This window comes from Rahnella variigena, assembly GCF_003610915.1.
GTDB classification, from domain to species: domain Bacteria; phylum Pseudomonadota; class Gammaproteobacteria; order Enterobacterales; family Enterobacteriaceae; genus Rahnella; species Rahnella variigena.
Genome location: NZ_NSDJ01000001.1, coordinates 1,919,208 through 1,936,890, shown reverse-complemented (window position 1 = coordinate 1,936,890; position 17,683 = coordinate 1,919,208). Strand labels below are relative to the sequence as shown.

Genomic DNA, 17,683 nt, shown 5'->3' with positions numbered 1-17,683 from the left:
CGCATCTTATAAACGGATAAAATAATTCATCTGTGCAAAGCCATTCCCTCTCCCTACATTAGCCCCATCACTTTGTAAATCCGGATACTGACATGACTGAAAACATTGCTCCGTTACCCCTGCGCCAGCGCGCGGTTCAGGCTGCGTTAGGGAAAATCCCTTTTGATCGTCTGCTTATCAACGCAAACGTTATCGATATGGTGACGGGGGAAATTCGCGAAGCCGATGTCGGGATCATTGGCAATATGATTGCCAGCGTCCATCCGCGTGGAAAATTCTCTCAGGCAGAAAATGTCGATGACTTAACCGGTCGCTATCTTTCGCCGGGACTTATCGACACCCATGTGCATATCGAAAGCTCTCACCTTTCGCCGGAAAAATACGCCGGGATTGTCGTTGCTCAGGGGACGACCACCGTGTTCTGGGATCCGCACGAACTGGCAAATGTGCTGGGTGTCGCCGGTGTGCAATATGCCGTTGAGTCGAGCCGTAATTTACCTCTGCGCGTGATTTGCGCAGCCCCTTCCAGCGTACCTTCCACTCCAGGTTTAGAAATGTCCGGCGCTGACTTTCACGGTCAGGAAATGCAAACCATGCTGAGCTGGCCGGAAGTCGCCGGGGTTGCAGAAGTCATGGATATGCACGGCGTGATTAATGGCAGCGGGCGGATGCTGGAAATTCTCGAGGCCGGTTTAAACAGCGGCAAACTGATCGAAGGCCATGCCCGCGGGCTGAAAGATGAACAGTTGCAAGCCTATCTGGCGGCTGGCGTCACCTCTGATCACGAACTGACTTCTGCGCAAGATGCACTGGAAAAACTGCGCGCCGGTCTGACGCTGCAAATCCGCGGCTCGCATCCTTATCTTCTGCCGGAGATCGCTGCTGCGTTGCTGGCGCTGCCACATCTTTCCTCACAGATTACGCTGTGTACTGATGATGTTACGCCCGATCATCTGCTGGAAAAAGGCGGGCTGATTGCGTTAGTCAAGTTGCTAATTTCACACGGGTTACGTGCCGAAGATGTGTTGCGCATGGCGACTTTCAACGCCGCTATACGCATGCAACGTTCAGATTTAGGGCTGATTGCACCAGGCCGTACGGCAGATATCATCGCGTTTGATTCATTGGAAAATCTGCATCCGCACGCCGTATACGTGGCCGGAAATTGTGTGGCAAAAGAGAGCAAACTTCTCTTCACGCCAGCGGCGGCCAGTGGAGTGACACCTCCTCTTGACACAATGCGGCTCAGCGCACTTATTCCAGACGACTTCTGCATGAAAATTGCTGGGCTGACAAACGGCAAAGCCCGTCTGCGTAATATCAAAGGCGCACGCTTTACACAGTGGAGCGAAGTGACCGTTGACGTCAAAGACGGCGTGGTACAACTCCCGGAAGGCTTCAGCCTGATTTGGGTACAGCACCGCCACGGGCGGCACGACGCCACCCCCAAAATGGCATTACTGGAGGGCTGGGGAGAACTGCGCGGAGCGATTGCCACTTCCTACTCGCACGATTCCCATAATCTGGTGGTACTGGGACGTTCCCCCGCAGATATGGTTGTGGCGGCGAATCAGCTCATCTCCAGCGGCGGCGGAATGGCACTCAGCCAAAACGGCACATTGCTGGCTAAAGTGGATATGCCCATTGCCGGAATGCTCTCTGAATTGCCAGCGGAACAACTGGCTGAACAATTCAAAAACTTGCGTGAACTCAGCGCACAGATAGCCGACTGGGAACCCCCTTACCGCGTTTTCAAAGCCATCGAAGGCACATGTCTGGCGTGTAATGCCGGGCCGCATCTGACTGACTTAGGTCTCACTGACGGCGGACTGCGTGAAATCGTCGACCCGGTTCTGGAAATCTGGCCGGAATAAATCTGCCCTCCGGCGCCACGCCGGAACAGAAATGATAGCAAACACAACATTATAAAAATTATCGTCAGGGGAATTTAAGCATGTCTGAAAGTTCTGTTAAAAACGTAGCAACCTCAACGCAGGAAAGCTGGTTGCAGCGACGCTTTCATTTACATCAGCGCCAGACCCGGGTGAAAACCGAATGTCTGGCAGGGATCACCGGATTCCTCGCCGCTGCTTATTTGCTGGTGGTGATCCCCGGTTTGCTGGCAGTGAGCGGGATGGACAAAGGCGCGGCGACAACCGGCGTGATCCTGGTATTTGTGCTGGGCTCATTACTGATGGCGTTCTACGCTAATCTGCCGTTTATGGTCGGCCCCGGCATCGGCGGTTCCGTGCTGGTCGGAGTCACGCTGGCCGGTGACGGCATCAGCTGGCCCATCGCATTAGGGATAGCCTGCTGGTCGGGTATTTTATTCTTCGTGATGACTGTTTTTGGTCTGCGGGAAGTCGTCACACGTTCTGTGCCGCAGTCCATCAAACTCGGTCTGACGGCATCGATTGGTATTTTCGTTGCCCTGCTCGGTTTTCGTAACGCCGGACTGGTGATGGCTAATGCAAAGACACATGCACTGGCGTTAGGCGATTTCACCGCGCCGGGTGCGCTGATTGCGCTGCTCGGTTTGATGCTTGCCGTGGGATTGCAGGCGCGCAAAGTACCTGGAGCAATTCTCTGGGCTATTTTACTGGCGACCGTGGCCGGTATTCCGTTTGGTGTGACGCATCTGCCGGAACAATGGATTTCCCTGCCCCACTCAGTGGCTCCGCTGTTGGGCAAAGTCGATTTGATCGGCGCGATTAATATCGCTTTCCTGCCTTTCCTGTTCATCTTCTTTGCATCAGAATTCTTCTCAACGATGGGCACAACGCTGGCGGTAGGCGGAGAAGCCGGGTTGCTTGATGAACATGGCAATATGAAGCACATCAACCGTCCATTCATGGTGGACTCTGTTGCCGCAGCGCTCGGCCCGATTGTGGGGATCCCAGCCGCAACCGCGCTGATAGAATCGTCCGCGGCTGCAGAAGCCGGAGGTAAAACAGGCCTGACGGCGCTGTCTGCCGCAGTGATGTTCCTGCTGATGCTATTGTTCACACCGGTTGCGCTGATGATCCCGAAAGAAGCGACCGCACCTGCGCTGATCCTGATTGGCCTGAACATGTTCAGTAACCTGCGCAAGGTCGATTTGGCTAACTTCACTGATGCGCTGCCGGTGCTGATGATGGTGATGATTACCCTGATTTCCAACAGCTTCGGTACCGGAATTGCCGGTGGCCTGCTGTTTTACATCATCATTAAAGTGGTGGCCGGTAAGGTGCGCGAAGTGCCTTTGGGATTGTATATACTCGCCATCCCGCTGGTGTATTACTTTGCGACGCTGGTTCATCACTAAAAAAACCAGTAAACAATCAGCAAACCAGGGCGCGGATAACGTGCCCTTTTTTATGGGCGCAGTTTGGCTAAGAGGGAGTAATGAATCGGGAAAATAAGGGGATTGATAAAACGGGAAGGCCTGAAATTGGTGGAGGCCCTGCCAGCTACATCCCGGCACACACGACACCTGCTATGGCTGCTTCCTTCCGGACCTGACCGAGTTAACAAGTTAGCGTTGCGGGAGAACCAACAGGGCCCCCATTGACGTTGTCGGCTTCATTTCTCCTGAAAGAATCGAAGCGGTGGGCATTATCTGTGATGCCCGAGGCAAAAGCAAGTTAACCGCCGACAACCGTTGTTTTCTTAAACAATACGCCTGAATCTGGACGGACAGAAGGACATTTTTTGCGTCATACTGTTTGCCAAACACTGAGGAGGATGTCATGTCAGAGCCCGATAACTTTCGCCAGCGCGTATTCCAGATAATCGCTGCCATTCCCCCGGGTCAGGTCACGACTTATGGCAACGTCGCTCAGCTGGCTGGTTCTCCGCGGGCGGCACGTCAGGTGGGCGGTGTGCTCAAAAAGTTACCCGAAGGCAGCACACTTCCCTGGCATCGGGTGATTAATCGCCACGGTGAAATTTCCCTCCAGGGTGAGGACTTTAAACGTCAGCGTCAGGCGCTTCTGGCCGAAGGGATTATCTTTAAGAAAGGCAAAGTCGATTTAGAAAAGTATGGCTGGAAGTGGTAGTTTTGCGCACATAATTACGCAAATAAAAAAGCACCGCCGGAGCGGTGCCTGAATCATCACGAGTCACGAATAAGTAAGTAACGAATTAGTACGTTGCTGACTGTTTCGGAACTGCACTTACCGGTGCCGGTGCCGTGCCCAGACCCGAATTTGACGGGTTAGTCATTGGCGCCAGAGCATTCGGTTTAGTCGCCACAGGGACGGCTACGACCGGAACAAGTTGCAGGTCGGCACGCGTGCCCTGACCGTTATTGATGACTTCTTTGATGCTGTCAGTAACAAAGGTTACCTGACCATTAATGGTCACCGCCGCACTTAACAGAACACGCGCATTAGGCGCAATTTCCTGTGGGTTATACGGCAGGATAAAGGTAAACGGTGACTGTTTGCCCTGGGTTCTCGCGACTTTCTGCGAGATGACACGCGACGGCGCATCAGCAACCGAAGCATCAGACAAGGTCACGGTCAGAACCGCATCTGGCGGCAAGGCCACACGCTGATTGATGAACACGCTACCCGATACGTTCGGGCCGGTGATCGCAGGTGCAGTGGCCGGGCTGGCCGCGGTATTCACTGGAGGTTGCTGCGCTGGAGCCTCGTGATGCTGTGCGCATCCGGCAAGAGTCAGAGACAGCGCGGTTCCACCTACTATCTGCCAAAGTTTCATTGATCCTTCTCCCTTTTATTATTCGATTGTCGACAAGTTGTAACAAACGTAACCAGCGCCGACGATGAACTTAGTGACTTAAACCAGCTTACCCATTAATCATGGCACAAAAAACCAGAGTTCGCCGCCCCGAGGATAAAACAAGACTTCTGAGGTTTCAAAAGATCCACTATGATTAACAGGTTAGACCTGTCAGCGAAGGTGTATTTCAGAACATTCCTGCCTGCAGTATCCCGAACAACTTAGGTCAATATCACCGGTAACTTTCATGAGGCCACTATGAGTCAGGCATTAAAAAATCTGCTGGACCTGTTAGATCTGGAAAAAATCGAAGAAGGACTGTTTCGTGGTCAAAGTGAAGATCTGGGCTTGCGTCAGGTCTTTGGTGGTCAGGTTGTCGGTCAGGCGCTGTACGCCGCTAAACAAACCGTGCCCGTCGATCGCGGTATTCACTCTTTTCATAGCTACTTTCTGCGTCCGGGTGACAGCAGCAAACCCATCATTTATGACGTGGAAATTCTGCGAGACGGCAACAGTTTTAGCGCACGCCGCGTAAAAGCCGTTCAGCATGGCAAACCGATTTTTTATATGACCGCGTCGTTCCAGAGCCAGGAAACCGGCTTCGAACATCAGAACACCATGCCTGATGTCCCGGCACCAGAAACGTTGGTTTCAGAATCAGATATTGCCAAAAATCTGGCGCATCTGATCCCTGAAAAATTCCGCGAAAAATTCATTGGTCACAAGCCGATTGAAATGCGTCCGGTGAAATTCCACAACCCGTTGAAGGGAAGTGTAGAAGAACCTCACCGCGCGGTCTGGTTCAGGGCTAACGGAGAAATGCCGGATGATTTGCGCATCCATCAGTATCTGCTGGGTTATGCCTCGGACTTCAATTTCCTGCCGACTGCATTGCAACCGCACGGTATCGGGTTCCTTGAGCCGGGAATGCAGGTCGCGACCATCGACCATTCGATGTGGTTCCACCGCCCTTTCCGTATGGATGACTGGCTGCTATACGCCGTTGAAAGCACATCTGCTTCGGGCGCTCGTGGTTTTGTACGCGGACAATTTTATACCCGTGATGGCGTGCTGGTTGCCTCTACGGTACAGGAAGGCGTGATCCGCCAGCGGACGCCTGAATAAACATTCTCCGATCACGGTTGGCAAAAACTGTGCATTAAAAAGGGGCGATATCATTATCGCCCCTTTCGCATATCATCATTATTTTATTGTTTTGTACTGCTTAATGAGAGAGTTAGCGCACTACTTTCTCTGAAATCCTGTTACTGAGCCATTACTGGTTATAGGCGTTTTCGCCGTGGCTGTTCACATCCAGACCTTCACGTTCCTGCTCTTCAGGAACACGCAGGCCTACAATCATGTCAGCCACTTTGTAACCGATGAAGGCCACAACACCAGACCACACCAGTGTGACGCAAACGCTGAAGAACTGAACCCAAACCTGATGGCCCATGGTCACGCCTTCTGCGTAACCCACGCCGCCCAGAGAGCTGGAAGTGAATACGCCGGTCAGCAGGCAACCTACGATACCGCAGACGCCGTGAACACCGAATACGTCACAGGTATCATCAACGCGCAGCCATTTTTTCAGGGTAACAACACCCCACAGGCCAGTCACACCGCCGACCAGACCGATGATCAACGCACCGCCCACGCCGACCGTACCACACGCCGGAGTGATGGCAACCAGACCTGCGATAGCACCGGAACTTGCGCCCAGCAGAGAAGGCTTGCCGCGAACCATCCACTCAACCAGAGTCCAGGACAGGATTGCGCCAGCCGTTGCAATCACAGTATTCAGGAACGCCAGCGCGGCAATGGAACTTGCTGCACTTGCAGAGCCGGCGTTAAAGCCGAACCAGCCGACATACAGGATTGCAGCGCCAGTGAACACCATTGGCAGGTTGTGAGGTTTGAACGCTTCTTTACCGAAACCAGCACGTTTGCCCAGCAGATAAGCACCGACCAGACCCGCGATAGCGGCGTTGATATGAACAACGGTACCGCCGGCGAAGTCCAGCGCGCCATCAGCAGCCAGGAAACCGCCCGCCCACACCATGTGCGCCATTGGAATATAGGAGAAGGTCAGCCAGATCACGGTGAAAATCAGCACCGCAGAGAAACGCACACGTTCAGCGATACCACCGACGATCAGTGCCACGGTGATACAGGCAAATGAACACTGGAATGCCACATGGATCATCTGAGAGAAGGTGCCGGTAACAGAATCCAGGCCAATGCCTTTCATCATTACGTTGCCGAAACCACCGAAGAAGGCGTTACCTTCGCTGAATGCCAGACTGTAACCGTAAAGGATCCACAGAACGCAGACCAATGCGAAGGTCACAATAACCTGAGTCAGCATGGATAAAACGTTTTTGGAACGCAGTAAACCGCCGTAGAACAACGCTACGCCAGGTACGGTCATAAACAATACCAGCGCAGTACAAATCATCATAAAGGCGTTATCAGCGCCGTTGGCGGCGGCTGGTGCTGCGGCCATGGCAAACGAAGGCAATAATGCCACTGCGCCCAGCCCCATCATGGATAAAAGTTTTTTCATTATTAACCCACCCCTGTTTCTCAAAACTGTTTTTCTAATCTGATTTATCTCAAACCGGTTGGCATGAGAGATAAAAACCGGAAATTACAGTGCTGCTTCGTCGGTTTCACCAGTACGAATACGGATAACACGTTGCAATTCAGCAACGAAAATTTTGCCATCACCGATCTTGCCGGTGTAGGCCGCTTTGCTGATCACGTCGATCACTTCATCGAGCTGATCGTCAGCAATAGCAATGTCGATTTTTACTTTTGGAAGGAAGTTCACGCTGTATTCCGCGCCACGGTAAAGTTCGGCATGACCTTTCTGACGGCCAAAACCTTTAACTTCCGTTACGGTCAGCCCCTGAATTCCAACAGCAGACAGCGCTTCACGCACGTCTTCCAGCTTAAAAGGTTTGATCACCACAGTAACCAGCTTCATTGTGCCACTCCTCGAATTAAGGGCTTACCGCGAGAGGATTCGCGCCCGATACGCAAGGGATAAAGCAAAGGGTGTGCCAGAGTTGAAACTGATGAAAGATTCCTGCAATTCCCGCGCAAACTGGCATTTTCAGAATAATCGTGACCGGGCGCACAGTTGTTTCGCCACACAGCACACAGCAGCGCACGCACCATTTAAGTGCTCATCGCTGCTTTATAGTGCAAGGTGTAAACCGCAAGTATTTTGCCTGCATGAATACGGTGCGCGGGATGGGATGGCGCGAGGATAAGACGTTGAGGAGAGAATGCTGGCGTAGCGAACGCGTTACGCCAGCTGACAGTTTATGCGTTTTCTGTGGAAGGAATTCCCTGCTCAGCTGACGCCAGTTCTTGCCCGGCAAGTTGCAACTGATACATCTGATAATACCGGCCTTTTTCTGCCAGCAGCTGTAAGTGGTTGCCCTGCTCAACGGCTTGCCCGCGGTGCAATACCAAAATATTATCTGCATCCACAATCGTCGACAGCCGGTGTGCAATTACAACCAGAGTTGTTTGCTGACGAATGGCACGTAAAGCACGCTGAATTGCCTGCTCGGTTCCTGAGTCGATATTGGCCGTTGCCTCGTCAAGGATCAGAATTTCTGGTGCCTGCACCAAAACGCGCGCCATCGCCAGCAATTGTTTCTGTCCGACAGAGAGATTATTACCCTGTTCGCCCAGACGCGTATTCAACCCTTCCGGCATTCCCCGTACCAGCGGAGAAAGCTGCACAATATCCAGTGCGTGCCAGACCTGAGCTTCATCAATATCGCGACCTAAAGTCACGTTAGAGAATACCGATTCCGCCAGCACCACCGGATCCTGCTGGACCATAGCAATTCCCTTTCGCAGACTGGAGTGCGAGAGATCAGCAAGGTTACGCCCGTCGACGCGGATCTCACCTTTATTCAGCGGATAATAGCCCATCAGGAGATTCGCCAGCGTACTTTTGCCACTACCTGTGTGCCCGACCAGCGCCACAAATCCACGTGAAGGGACATGCAGGGTAATATTCTCCAGCACCCATTTGTCCGGGCGGTAGGCAAAACTGACGTCGCGAATATCAATCTCGCCGCTGGTCAGCAACTTATCGTCCGGTCCGTACTGCTGCTGAGTCCGGTCCATCAAATCAAAGATACGTTCACCTGCGACTACAGCCTGCTGGAGAATGGATTGCTGCGACGTCAGCTCAATCAGAGGTTCGTTGAGACGCCCGAGGTAGTTGATGAAAGCATACAAAACCCCCACGCCAATCGAGCCTTCGGCACTGAAACCGAACAAGATTAACAGGCCGCACAAAATCAGGGATGAAAATAAGCTGAGTAATGGCCGCAGCAAAAATCCTTCGAGCCTGAGCGTCTGCATGCGGGCCATATAATGTGACTGACTGGCGCGGGACAGTCGTTCACCAAAACGTTTTTGCTGACGGAATTGCTGAATAACGTTCATGCCATTAATGACTTCGTTGAAGCCATCATTAATGTCCGCCAGATAAGCACGCACTTTACGAACGACCGGCGTACTGTAAATCTGGTACAGCCCCATCACCACAAACACAGCCGGGAAGATGCAGATAGCCACCGAGGCAAGTCGCCAGTCAAGGCTGAACATCGCCACCAGCATTGCGCCAATCAGCGCAATGCTGCGCAAAACCGTCGATACAACAGTGACATAAAGGTCACGGATCACTTCAGTATCATTGGTCACACGCGAAATCAGCTGCCCGACCGGCTGGGTATCAAAGGCGCTCAAAGGCTGACGCAATGCCGCATCCATGACGTCGGTGCGCAAACGCTGCACCACGCCAACCGCAGCACGGTTAAACAGAAGTGCCTGAAAATAGTGCAGGCTTGCTGCCAGAAATTGCAGGAAGATGAAACTCAGCGCCAGCAAACTGACTTTCCCCCAGGGCATTTCACCTTTCGCCACATAGTGATCAATAAAGAAACTGATCAGGATCGGGCCGGTGACTTCCGCTGCGGCGGCAATCCACAGCATCAGCACCGCATAAGACAGAGGCTTACTGTAAGGTTTGCCATATCCCAGAAGACGTTTAAGCGTAGGCCAGAGCTTCTGGATTTTACTCACTTTTTGTTCAGCCATGTTATTCCGCCTCCTTTTCCGGCACATCATCCAGCGCAGCTTCAAGCTGCTGATAGCGGAACATATCGCGATACCAGCCCGGCTTCGCAGCCAGTTCGTCATGATCGCCACGCTGTGAAATGCTTCCGTGACTGAATACCAGAATCTCACTGGCTTCGGTCAACGCAGAAAGCCGGTGAGCGCTGATAATCACCGTTCTGTCACTGCCCCACTGACGCAGATTTTGCAGGATTTGATGTTCCGTGCGGCCATCGACGGCAGATAGCGCATCATCCAGGATCAGAATTTCAGCTTTCAGCAACAGCGCTCTGGCAATCGAAATACGTTGTTTCTGGCCGCCCGAAAGCATAACGCCACGTTCACCGACTTCTGTTTCATATCCCTGAGGCAAACGCAGAATGTCATCGTGAACGCTGGCAAGCCGTGCCGCTTCCTCAATGTCTTCCTGCGTGGCATCCGGCCGGCCGAGCGCAATGTTCTGCGCGACGGTGTCTGAAAACAGGAAAGGCGTCTGGCTGACTACCGCAAGCCGCGCGCGCCAGTCATCGAGCCGGATCTCTTTGAGTGACAGACCGTGGTAACGCACATCGCCTTCAGTCACATCGAACTGGCGCTGAAGCAATGCCAGCAAGGTACTTTTTCCAGAACCCGTCGGGCCACATAAACCGAGCATTTGCCCCGGTTTCAGGGAAAATGCCACGGACGTTAAGGCAGCGTGTTGGTGTTCGGGATAATGGAAATTGTTGATCTGCGCTTCAAGCACTGCGCGCCCCGCCGGTAAAGGCGTTGCGCCATCGGCCACCGCTGGCGCTTCCTGTAACAGGCTGCGGATACGGCTGTAGGCGGCACTGCCACGCTCTACGATATTGAACATCCACGCCAGCGCCAGCATCGGCCAGATCATCAGCCCCAGATACATCACAAAACTGGTCAGTTCACCGAGTGTCAAATGCCCGTTGACCACCATCCAGCTGCCGCCGCCAATGGCCAGAAGATTTGCCATGCCGATGGAGACGTAAATCGTCGGATCAAAACGTGCATCGACCCGGGCTACGCGCAGGTTTTTAGCACCGGTATCCGCGGCAACATCGGCAAATTGTGATGACTGATGATTTTCCAAACCAAAAGCTTTGATCATGCGGATGCTGGTCAGGCTTTCCTGCGCCTGATCGTTAAGAGAGGAAAATGCTGCCTGTGCGGTTTTAAAGCGGGAGTGCAACTGGTCGCCGTAACGCTTGATGATGATCGCCATCACCGGCATCGGCACCAGCGAAAGCAGCGTCAGTTCCCAGCTGATCTGGGTTGCCATGACAATCAGCACGGCAAGTCCCATAACCAGTGAATCCACCAGTGTCAAAACGCCCTCGCCTGCGGCAAACACCACGCGGTCTACGTCGTTGGTGGCACGGGCAATCAAATCGCCGGTGCGATGACGCAGATAAAAAGCCGGATGCTGACGACTGAGCTGGCGGAAGAAATCCTGGCGTAACTCGACGGCCAGCTTATAGGACGCACCGAATAACAGTACGCGCCAGACATAGCGCAGCAGGTACACGACTATCGCTGTGCCGAGCATCAGACCCAGCCATGCGAAAAGCACGTTGTAAGACATTTGTTTTGACGTTACGCCATCAATGATTATGCCCACCAGTTTTGGCGGCAGTAATTGCAGGACAGCAATAATGATCAGCAAGGCAACGGCACCCAGATACCGGCGCCATTCGCGACGGAAGTACCAGCCTAATTGTGCAAACAGTCTCACGCAGAGTTTTCCATACAAATAATAATGATTTTATTGAGTTAACAGATATCACAAATACCCGTTTGCTCTTCAGGCTGACAAGGATACCAGAGTTAACATGCGTTTCTGATGAAACTTTTTACTGCAACTTTTGCATTAAATGGGCAATGCGGTGGTCGATTTTATGCGCTCCATCGCAAAACTTGAGGTCACATCGTTCAGTCCCGGAATGCCGTTCACAAGTCGCTTGTAAAAGTTATCGTAGCTTTTCATATCGGAAACCTGCACCTGCAATAAATAATCATATTCTCCGGCCATCCGGTAGAAGCCCAGTACTTCCGGAAATGCTTCAACCTGTTGTACAAAGCGCTGATACCATTCGCTGTTGTGATGCTGAGTTTTGATCAGCACAAATGCCGTCAGACTCAGCCCCAGCTTATCGCCATCCAGCAACGCCACTTTGCCGCGAATAATCCCGTCATCTTCAAGGCGCCTGATTCTTTTCCAGCAGGGTGTGGAGGTGAGATTAACGGCATCCGCCAGTTCGTTCAGGGAAAGGGTGCAATCTTTTTGCAGCAGGGCTAAAAGCTTGAGGTCAATTTTATCTACCATAAAGCACTCCGGGAGAATATTTTTCTACAAATACGGCAAACCGTGGGTCAAAGAGTAACTTATTTCTCTGGTGATTACGTTATTCTTATCTCATCAAAACACTTTTATGAGTCTGCAACATGCGTAATTCCTGGGTCACTCACGCCATTAAAGAAATCGACGCCGATTTTCAACGTTCAGCCGACACACACTTAATTCGTCTCACACTGAATGACTTACCCGGGATTTCCATGTACCTGAAGGATGAGAGCACCCACCCTTCCGGCAGCCTGAAACATCGCCTGGCACGCTCACTGTTTTTATATGGTCTGTGCAACGGCTGGATCCGCGAAAATACGCCCATCATTGAAGCTTCTTCGGGCAGCACCGCCATTTCCGAAGCCTACTTCGCCCGGCTGCTCGGTCTGCCTTTTATTGCCGTGATGCCTTCCTGTACGGCTCCGCGCAAGATTCAGCAAATTGAGTTTTACGGCGGCCGCTGTCATTTCGTCGAAAATTCCAGCCAGATTTATGCGGCTTCTGAGCAACTCGCCAGAAAACTGAACGGCCATTATATGGATCAGTTCACCTACGCGGAGCGCGCGACCGACTGGCGCGGGAACAACAATATTGCCGACAGTATTTTCCGCCAGATGTCCCGCGAACCGCATCCGGTGCCGCGCTATCTGGTGATGAGTGCCGGTACCGGCGGAACCTCTGCGACGCTCGGGCGTTATATCCGTTATCAGGGGCACGACACCGAACTGGTGGTGGTGGATCCTGAAAACTCGGTATTTTACGATTATTATCAGCAACGTGACGCCAGCGTCACCGCGCAATGCAGCAGTCGCATTGAGGGCATTGGCCGCCCGCGTGCCGAACCCTCATTTATCCCTGACGTCATCGACAACATGATGCAGGTGCCCGATGCCGCAAGCGTGGCGACCGTCCGCTGGTTAGAAAAGGTGCTGGGACGAAAAGTCGGTGGCTCAACGGGCACCAATATGTGGGGCGCTTTGCAGCTGGCAAAACAAATGCGTGAGAAAGGCGAAACAGGTTCGATCGTCACCCTGCTTTGCGACAGCGGCGAACGTTATCTGAATACCTATTTTGACGACAGCTGGGTGACGAAGAATATCGGGGATATTTCCGTTTACGCTGCACAACTGGAAGGACTTAACTAATATTTTTCCAAAATAATTCGTGTTGCAGGCAGGTGGCAAGTTTGTGAATCCCGATGAGCTTACATGAGTAAGTGATTCGGGTGAGCAAACGCAGCCAGCGCATCTGCAGCTTGAAGTATGACGGAAAAAAGCCGGGACAGTTAAAGTGAACCCGGCTTGCTGCAATACCTTTTATTCGGGGGAATAGGTGAGGTGTGGAGTGTGCAGCCAGTGTTGCAAAAAGTGAGACACCGCCTGATTGCGGCAATGCCCGATGATTTGTAAGTGAGGAGATTGCTCTTTAAGCACCGGTAATGCGTTGCCCATTATCAGCCCCATCCCGACGCCTTCCAGCATTTCTTTGTCGTTCATGGCATCGCCAAAGGCCATGCATTCAGACATTTCAATCCCCAGCCCTGCCGTCAGAAGTGCCAGGGCACTGCCTTTATTGCTGCCCGCAGGCTGCACATCCAGACAATCTGCCGCTGAGAAACACAAATCTAAGCGCGGTCCGAAGTGCGCTTTCAGCTGAGGAACCAGCGCCAGCAGGGTTTCGTGAGGCGCGCAGAAACACACTTTACTGTTACCGGAATCCGGCAACAAACGCAGATCCTGCAACTGGTAACGGAAACCGCTGAACTGGTGCGGGATCAGTAAGTCTGGATCATCGAGCGACGTAAACCAGCCTTCATCGCGGAACACGTGCAGACTGGCCGGAGTATCCCATTGCGTGTGCAGAAGCTCATGCGCACAATCTTCGGACAAATCGCTTGCGTGCAACCTGTGGCCGGCTAAATCATGAATACGCGTGCCGTTACCGGTGATCAGGAAACCGTCCAGCCCGATATTTGCCAGAATATCTTTCATTTCAAGATAATGACGGCCGGTCGCAAACGTCAGTTTTACCGGTTTTTCAGCCAGCTGACGCAGCGTTGCCAGTGTTTTTTCGCCCAGGGTGTGATCGGGTAAAAGCAGCGTGCCATCCATATCAAATGCAGCTAAACGGTACATGTTTCCTCTCTGAGCGGGAATAATTTTCACTTTCAAAGTATGTACCCGGATTTGCGGAACTAATAGTGAACAGTTTATGAATACTGTTCCGGTTTTAGCTCACACTTTCTTTCTTCGCGTCAAGCCAGCGCGCCGTGCGTGGGATATCCTGAACAAACGATATGCTGAACAAACAAGTTAACCTGAAAAATAAGGTTCCGTATTTATCATGCGCCTGCAAAACCGCCTTAATCAATTCCAGCGTCTGCATCTCAAAACCGGATCGTTTCCGGTTCAGCTTACTGTGGCAGAGCTGGCAGACATTTTTTGCTGTAGCGAACGCCATACGCGAACTTTACTTACTCATTTTCAGGATGCGGGCTGGATTGAATGGAAATCACAGGCTGGCCGCGGTAAACGCGCCTCGCTCTGCTGCCTGAGAACACCCGAAGATCTGCGCGGCACCTATTTACAGGAATTACTGATTAACGGTGAACATTCTGCGGCACTGCAATTAAGCCAGCTGGATCCCACACACCTCAATGCCCTGCTGGCACCGCATCTCGGCGGACAATGGCAGGAAGACGCCCCCACATTACGCATACCATATTACCGCCCTCTCCAGCCTTTGGATCCTCTGACCCTGACGGGGCGGGCGGAGCAGCATCTCGCCCATACCATTCATGCGGGGCTGACGCGTTATATTCCGGGAAACTCTGCGCCACAGCCTGATCTGGCACATCACTGGCAGGTCAGTAACAATGGCAAAACCTGGCAGTTTTTTCTGCGCAGTCAGTTGTTCTGGCATAACGGCGAGCCGCTTAAAACACCGCAACTGATGGCCCGGTTCCAGCAGCTAAAAAATTCGTCACGCGGCAAACACAATCTGGCGTCCGTCACCCGACTGTCGCAGCCTCACGCGCTATGTCTGCAATTTGATCTCGATAAACCCGATTACTGGCTGGCACATCGTTTTGCCGATCTCAATTGCCTGCTTTCGCACCCTGAAGATCCGCACATTGGTGCCGGACCTTTCCGCCTGACCACGTTTTCCCCTGAGCTGGTCCGGCTGGAGCAACACACGTTGTATACGCTGCAACATCCTTATCTGGCGGCGATTGAGTTTTGGATCACGCCACAACTGTTTGCTCAGAAAAACAATGTCAGCTGTCAGCATCCGGTCAGGATCATTCTTGGCGAGCAAGAAGAATTAGCGCGGGTAAAACCGGTAAGACGCAGCACCAGCCTTGGGTTTTGCTATATCGCCGCCAATCTCCGGCGCGGTGTGTTAAATGAAACGCAGGCGCGGAAAATCGTTCGTCTGATCCAGCGCAGCGGCATGTTAAATAATTTGCCTATCGATCATGACCTGGTGAAATCCAGCAAAGAAATGCTGCCGGGCTGGCCAATTCCTTTGCATGATGATGCGGATGTTCCGCTGCCGGAAAAACTGACGCTGCTATTTCATCCGCCCGTTGAATTTGAACTGGTGGCGCAGGCGCTGAAAGAACGGCTGGCGAAAGAAGGTTGTCGGCTTGAGGTCGGGTATCATGCCGGCAGGCTTTGGGAAGACGATACGTTGCTCCGCTCGGCCGATCTTCTGCTCGGGGACCGCCTGATTGGTGAATCGCCCGAAGCATCGCTTGAAAACTGGCTACAGCAAGACCCGCTCTGGCCGGAGATCCTGCGCGATGAAGATTATGCGTGTCAGCAACAGCGCCTGGAAGTGATTCAGCAAATCCCGCAGGAAAACCGTCGTTCGGATGAGCTTCGCGATCATTTCTTTCAATGGATGAAATCAGGCATCGTGACACCCTTGTTTAATTATCAATATCAGGTCAGTGCGCCACCGCGTATCAGCGGCGTTCAGCTTACGGCCTGGGGCTGGTTCGATTTTTGTCAGGCCTGGGTTCCGCCACCCCTGCAGGATGAAAATGCGTGAAGGAGCTGTTTCACTACACTCTTTCACTACACTCTGGCACTAAAGAAAAGTAACATTAGGGCAGTTTTACTGTCCGGCGGGCAGTGAATTCAGATAATGGTTTCAACAACAGGTAATCAGAATGAAAAGAGCAGTGGTAGTTTTTAGCGGCGGACAAGATTCAACAACCTGTCTGATTCAGGCTCTGAAGCAATATGACGAAGTCCACTGCGTCACGTTCGATTATGGTCAGCGCCATCGTGCTGAAATTGAAATCGCACAGAAATTATCAGTGGAACTTGGCGCCCGTGCGCACAAGGTTCTGGATGTTGGTTTGTTAAATGAACTGGCCGTCAGCAGCCTGACCCGCGATAACATTCCGGTACCTAACTTTGGGGATGAAAATAACGGCGGCCTGCCAAGCACTTTCGTTCCAGGTCGTAATATTTTATTCCTGACACTGGCAGCAATTTATGCTTATCAGATCCAGGCTGAAGCGGTGATCACCGGAGTTTGTGAAACCGACTTCTCAGGTTATCCGGATTGCCGTGATGAGTTCGTGAAGGCGCTGAACACGGCCGTTTCGCTCGGTCTGGCACGCGATGTCCGTTTTGAAACGCCGCTGATGTGGCTGAATAAAGCGGAAACCTGGGCGCTGGCTGATTATTATCAGCAGCTGGATCTGGTCCGCCATAAAACGCTGACCTGTTATAACGGCATTGCCGGTGATGGCTGTGGCGAATGTGCGGCCTGTCATTTGCGCGCCAATGGTTTGCAGCAATTCCAGCAGGATAAAACGGGCGTGATGAACAGCCTGAAGCAGAAAACCGGTCTGCGCTGATTAAGCAGACGTCAGAAGCAAAGTGGGTGGCCATCAGACCACCCGTTTTCTATTAATCAGCTTGTTTATCAGTACTTAGCCAAATCAGTCGTTTTCCAGTTCCAGTTCACGTAATCGCTCCAGCAACTCACCTTCCAGCGGCAACGCCTTTTGCGTACGCAAGTCGATACAGACGAACGTCAGCGTCGCATCGGCAACCACTTCACCCTCACAGGTCACAACCTGTTCCAGCACACCGCTGCGTCCGTTTAATTGCTGCATGCTGCTGTCAATGCGCAACACATCGCCAAGCACTGCGGGTTTGCGATAATTGATGTTGATATTCACCACGATAAACGCGATTTTATTTTCGCTCATCCACTGGAAACCCGACTGATTATCGAGCCATTCCCAGCGGGCAGTTTCGAGGAATTCCAGATAGCGCGCATTGTTGACGTGCTGATAGACGTCGATATGAAAGCCGCGAACTTTGATAAAGGTATGCATAGTGGTTAAAAAACTCCTGATAGTCGTCTGAGGCATACAACCAAACTGGTCAGATGTCTTTAGAGATTAGCAGAAGAAAACGGCGGCAACCGTTA

The 17,683-nt window shown here is 52.3% G+C and carries 15 protein-coding genes and 1 other RNA gene; 7 read left to right on the top strand and 9 right to left on the bottom strand.

What is annotated here, in order from left to right; all coding sequences use genetic code 11:
* Window positions 1–92 precede the first annotated feature (92 nt).
* Together CKQ54_RS08875 and CKQ54_RS08870 are read left to right on the top strand one after the other, a co-directional pair.
* Entirely contained in the window at window positions 93–1,874 is a 1,782-nt protein-coding gene (locus tag CKQ54_RS08875; protein WP_120160780.1) for an adenine deaminase, read from the top strand.
* Between the two features lie 80 nt (window positions 1,875–1,954).
* Window positions 1,955–3,304, top strand: coding sequence for an NCS2 family permease (locus CKQ54_RS08870; protein ID WP_120160781.1), 1,350 nt, complete (start codon window positions 1,955–1,957; stop codon window positions 3,302–3,304).
* A gap of 136 nt (window positions 3,305–3,440) precedes the next feature.
* Here CKQ54_RS08870 and ffs read toward each other — a convergent pair.
* Window positions 3,441–3,537: signal recognition particle sRNA small type (gene ffs, locus CKQ54_RS08865), an RNA gene on the bottom strand.
* A gap of 191 nt (window positions 3,538–3,728) precedes the next feature.
* On the opposite strand from ffs, the gene CKQ54_RS08860 reads away from it, so the two are divergent.
* Window positions 3,729–4,037 carry an MGMT family protein gene (locus CKQ54_RS08860; protein WP_112287521.1) on the top strand — a complete coding sequence of 103 codons (309 nt, stop codon included), beginning with the start codon at window positions 3,729–3,731 and terminating at the stop codon, window positions 4,035–4,037.
* An 85-nt stretch (window positions 4,038–4,122) separates the two neighbouring features.
* Here CKQ54_RS08860 and CKQ54_RS08855 read toward each other — a convergent pair whose 3' ends face one another.
* Window positions 4,123–4,704, bottom strand: a complete 582-nt coding sequence (locus CKQ54_RS08855) for a YbaY family lipoprotein (protein WP_120160783.1) — start codon at window positions 4,702–4,704, stop codon at window positions 4,123–4,125.
* Between the two features lie 279 nt (window positions 4,705–4,983).
* Here CKQ54_RS08855 and tesB point away from each other — a divergent pair, with 279 nt between their 5' ends.
* Complete coding sequence (gene tesB / locus CKQ54_RS08850; protein ID WP_113876136.1) at window positions 4,984–5,850, top strand: acyl-CoA thioesterase II; 867 nt, start codon at window positions 4,984–4,986, stop codon at window positions 5,848–5,850.
* A 151-nt stretch (window positions 5,851–6,001) separates the two neighbouring features.
* Here tesB and amtB read toward each other — a convergent pair whose 3' ends face one another.
* The 5 genes from amtB to CKQ54_RS08825 form a co-directional block, all read right to left on the bottom strand.
* Entirely contained in the window at window positions 6,002–7,291 is a 1,290-nt protein-coding gene (gene amtB, locus CKQ54_RS08845) for an ammonium transporter AmtB (RefSeq protein ID WP_120160784.1), read from the bottom strand.
* An 84-nt stretch (window positions 7,292–7,375) separates the two neighbouring features.
* Window positions 7,376–7,714, bottom strand: a complete 339-nt coding sequence (gene glnK, locus CKQ54_RS08840; RefSeq protein ID WP_009639071.1) for a P-II family nitrogen regulator — start codon at window positions 7,712–7,714, stop codon at window positions 7,376–7,378.
* Window positions 7,715–8,055: 341 nt separating this feature from the next.
* Complete coding sequence (locus CKQ54_RS08835; RefSeq protein WP_113876137.1) at window positions 8,056–9,855, bottom strand: SmdB family multidrug efflux ABC transporter permease/ATP-binding protein; 1,800 nt, start codon at window positions 9,853–9,855, stop codon at window positions 8,056–8,058.
* 1 nt (window position 9,856) lies between these two features.
* A complete protein-coding gene (locus CKQ54_RS08830; protein ID WP_120160786.1) occupies window positions 9,857–11,617 on the bottom strand; it encodes a SmdA family multidrug ABC transporter permease/ATP-binding protein in 1,761 nt (586 codons plus the stop codon).
* Window positions 11,618–11,752: 135 nt separating this feature from the next.
* Window positions 11,753–12,208: an Lrp/AsnC family transcriptional regulator gene (locus CKQ54_RS08825; RefSeq protein WP_120160788.1), complete on the bottom strand. Its 456-nt coding sequence runs from the start codon at window positions 12,206–12,208 to the stop codon at window positions 11,753–11,755.
* A 119-nt stretch (window positions 12,209–12,327) separates the two neighbouring features.
* Between CKQ54_RS08825 and CKQ54_RS08820 the strand changes: the two genes are divergently transcribed.
* A complete protein-coding gene (locus CKQ54_RS08820) occupies window positions 12,328–13,371 on the top strand; it encodes a PLP-dependent cysteine synthase family protein (RefSeq protein WP_120160790.1) in 1,044 nt (347 codons plus the stop codon).
* 171 nt (window positions 13,372–13,542) lie between these two features.
* On the opposite strand, the gene cof is transcribed toward CKQ54_RS08820, so the two are convergent.
* Window positions 13,543–14,361 carry an HMP-PP phosphatase gene (cof, locus tag CKQ54_RS08815; RefSeq protein ID WP_113876140.1) on the bottom strand — a complete coding sequence of 273 codons (819 nt, stop codon included), beginning with the start codon at window positions 14,359–14,361 and terminating at the stop codon, window positions 13,543–13,545.
* Between the two features lie 208 nt (window positions 14,362–14,569).
* Between cof and CKQ54_RS08810 the strand changes: the two genes are divergently transcribed.
* Both CKQ54_RS08810 and queC read left to right on the top strand, forming a co-directional pair.
* On the top strand, window positions 14,570–16,282 hold the full coding sequence (locus tag CKQ54_RS08810) for an SgrR family transcriptional regulator (RefSeq protein ID WP_120160792.1): 1,713 nt from the start codon (window positions 14,570–14,572) through the stop codon (window positions 16,280–16,282).
* A 121-nt stretch (window positions 16,283–16,403) separates the two neighbouring features.
* Window positions 16,404–17,102 (top strand): 7-cyano-7-deazaguanine synthase QueC, encoded by a 699-nt coding sequence (queC, locus tag CKQ54_RS08805; protein WP_112287512.1) that lies wholly within the window; start codon window positions 16,404–16,406, stop codon window positions 17,100–17,102.
* Window positions 17,103–17,186: 84 nt separating this feature from the next.
* Here the strand turns inward: queC and CKQ54_RS08800 are convergent, their stop codons facing one another.
* Window positions 17,187–17,588, bottom strand: coding sequence for a YbgC/FadM family acyl-CoA thioesterase (locus CKQ54_RS08800; RefSeq protein ID WP_112287511.1), 402 nt, complete (start codon window positions 17,586–17,588; stop codon window positions 17,187–17,189).
* Window positions 17,589–17,683 lie beyond the last annotated feature (95 nt).

Coding starts and splice junctions, on each gene's coding strand:
- CKQ54_RS08875 (WP_120160780.1), top strand. CDS start 93: ATGACTGAAAACATTGCTCCGTTACCCCTGCGCCAGCGCGCGGTTCAG.
- CKQ54_RS08870 (WP_120160781.1), top strand. CDS start 1,955: ATGTCTGAAAGTTCTGTTAAAAACGTAGCAACCTCAACGCAGGAAAGC.
- CKQ54_RS08860 (WP_112287521.1), top strand. CDS start 3,729: ATGTCAGAGCCCGATAACTTTCGCCAGCGCGTATTCCAGATAATCGCT.
- CKQ54_RS08855 (WP_120160783.1), bottom strand. CDS start 4,704: ATGAAACTTTGGCAGATAGTAGGTGGAACCGCGCTGTCTCTGACTCTT.
- tesB (WP_113876136.1), top strand. CDS start 4,984: ATGAGTCAGGCATTAAAAAATCTGCTGGACCTGTTAGATCTGGAAAAA.
- amtB (WP_120160784.1), bottom strand. CDS start 7,291: ATGAAAAAACTTTTATCCATGATGGGGCTGGGCGCAGTGGCATTATTG.
- glnK (WP_009639071.1), bottom strand. CDS start 7,714: ATGAAGCTGGTTACTGTGGTGATCAAACCTTTTAAGCTGGAAGACGTG.
- CKQ54_RS08835 (WP_113876137.1), bottom strand. CDS start 9,855: ATGGCTGAACAAAAAGTGAGTAAAATCCAGAAGCTCTGGCCTACGCTT.
- CKQ54_RS08825 (WP_120160788.1), bottom strand. CDS start 12,208: ATGGTAGATAAAATTGACCTCAAGCTTTTAGCCCTGCTGCAAAAAGAT.
- CKQ54_RS08820 (WP_120160790.1), top strand. CDS start 12,328: ATGCGTAATTCCTGGGTCACTCACGCCATTAAAGAAATCGACGCCGAT.
- cof (WP_113876140.1), bottom strand. CDS start 14,361: ATGTACCGTTTAGCTGCATTTGATATGGATGGCACGCTGCTTTTACCC.
- CKQ54_RS08810 (WP_120160792.1), top strand. CDS start 14,570: ATGCGCCTGCAAAACCGCCTTAATCAATTCCAGCGTCTGCATCTCAAA.
- queC (WP_112287512.1), top strand. CDS start 16,404: ATGAAAAGAGCAGTGGTAGTTTTTAGCGGCGGACAAGATTCAACAACC.
- CKQ54_RS08800 (WP_112287511.1), bottom strand. CDS start 17,588: ATGCATACCTTTATCAAAGTTCGCGGCTTTCATATCGACGTCTATCAG.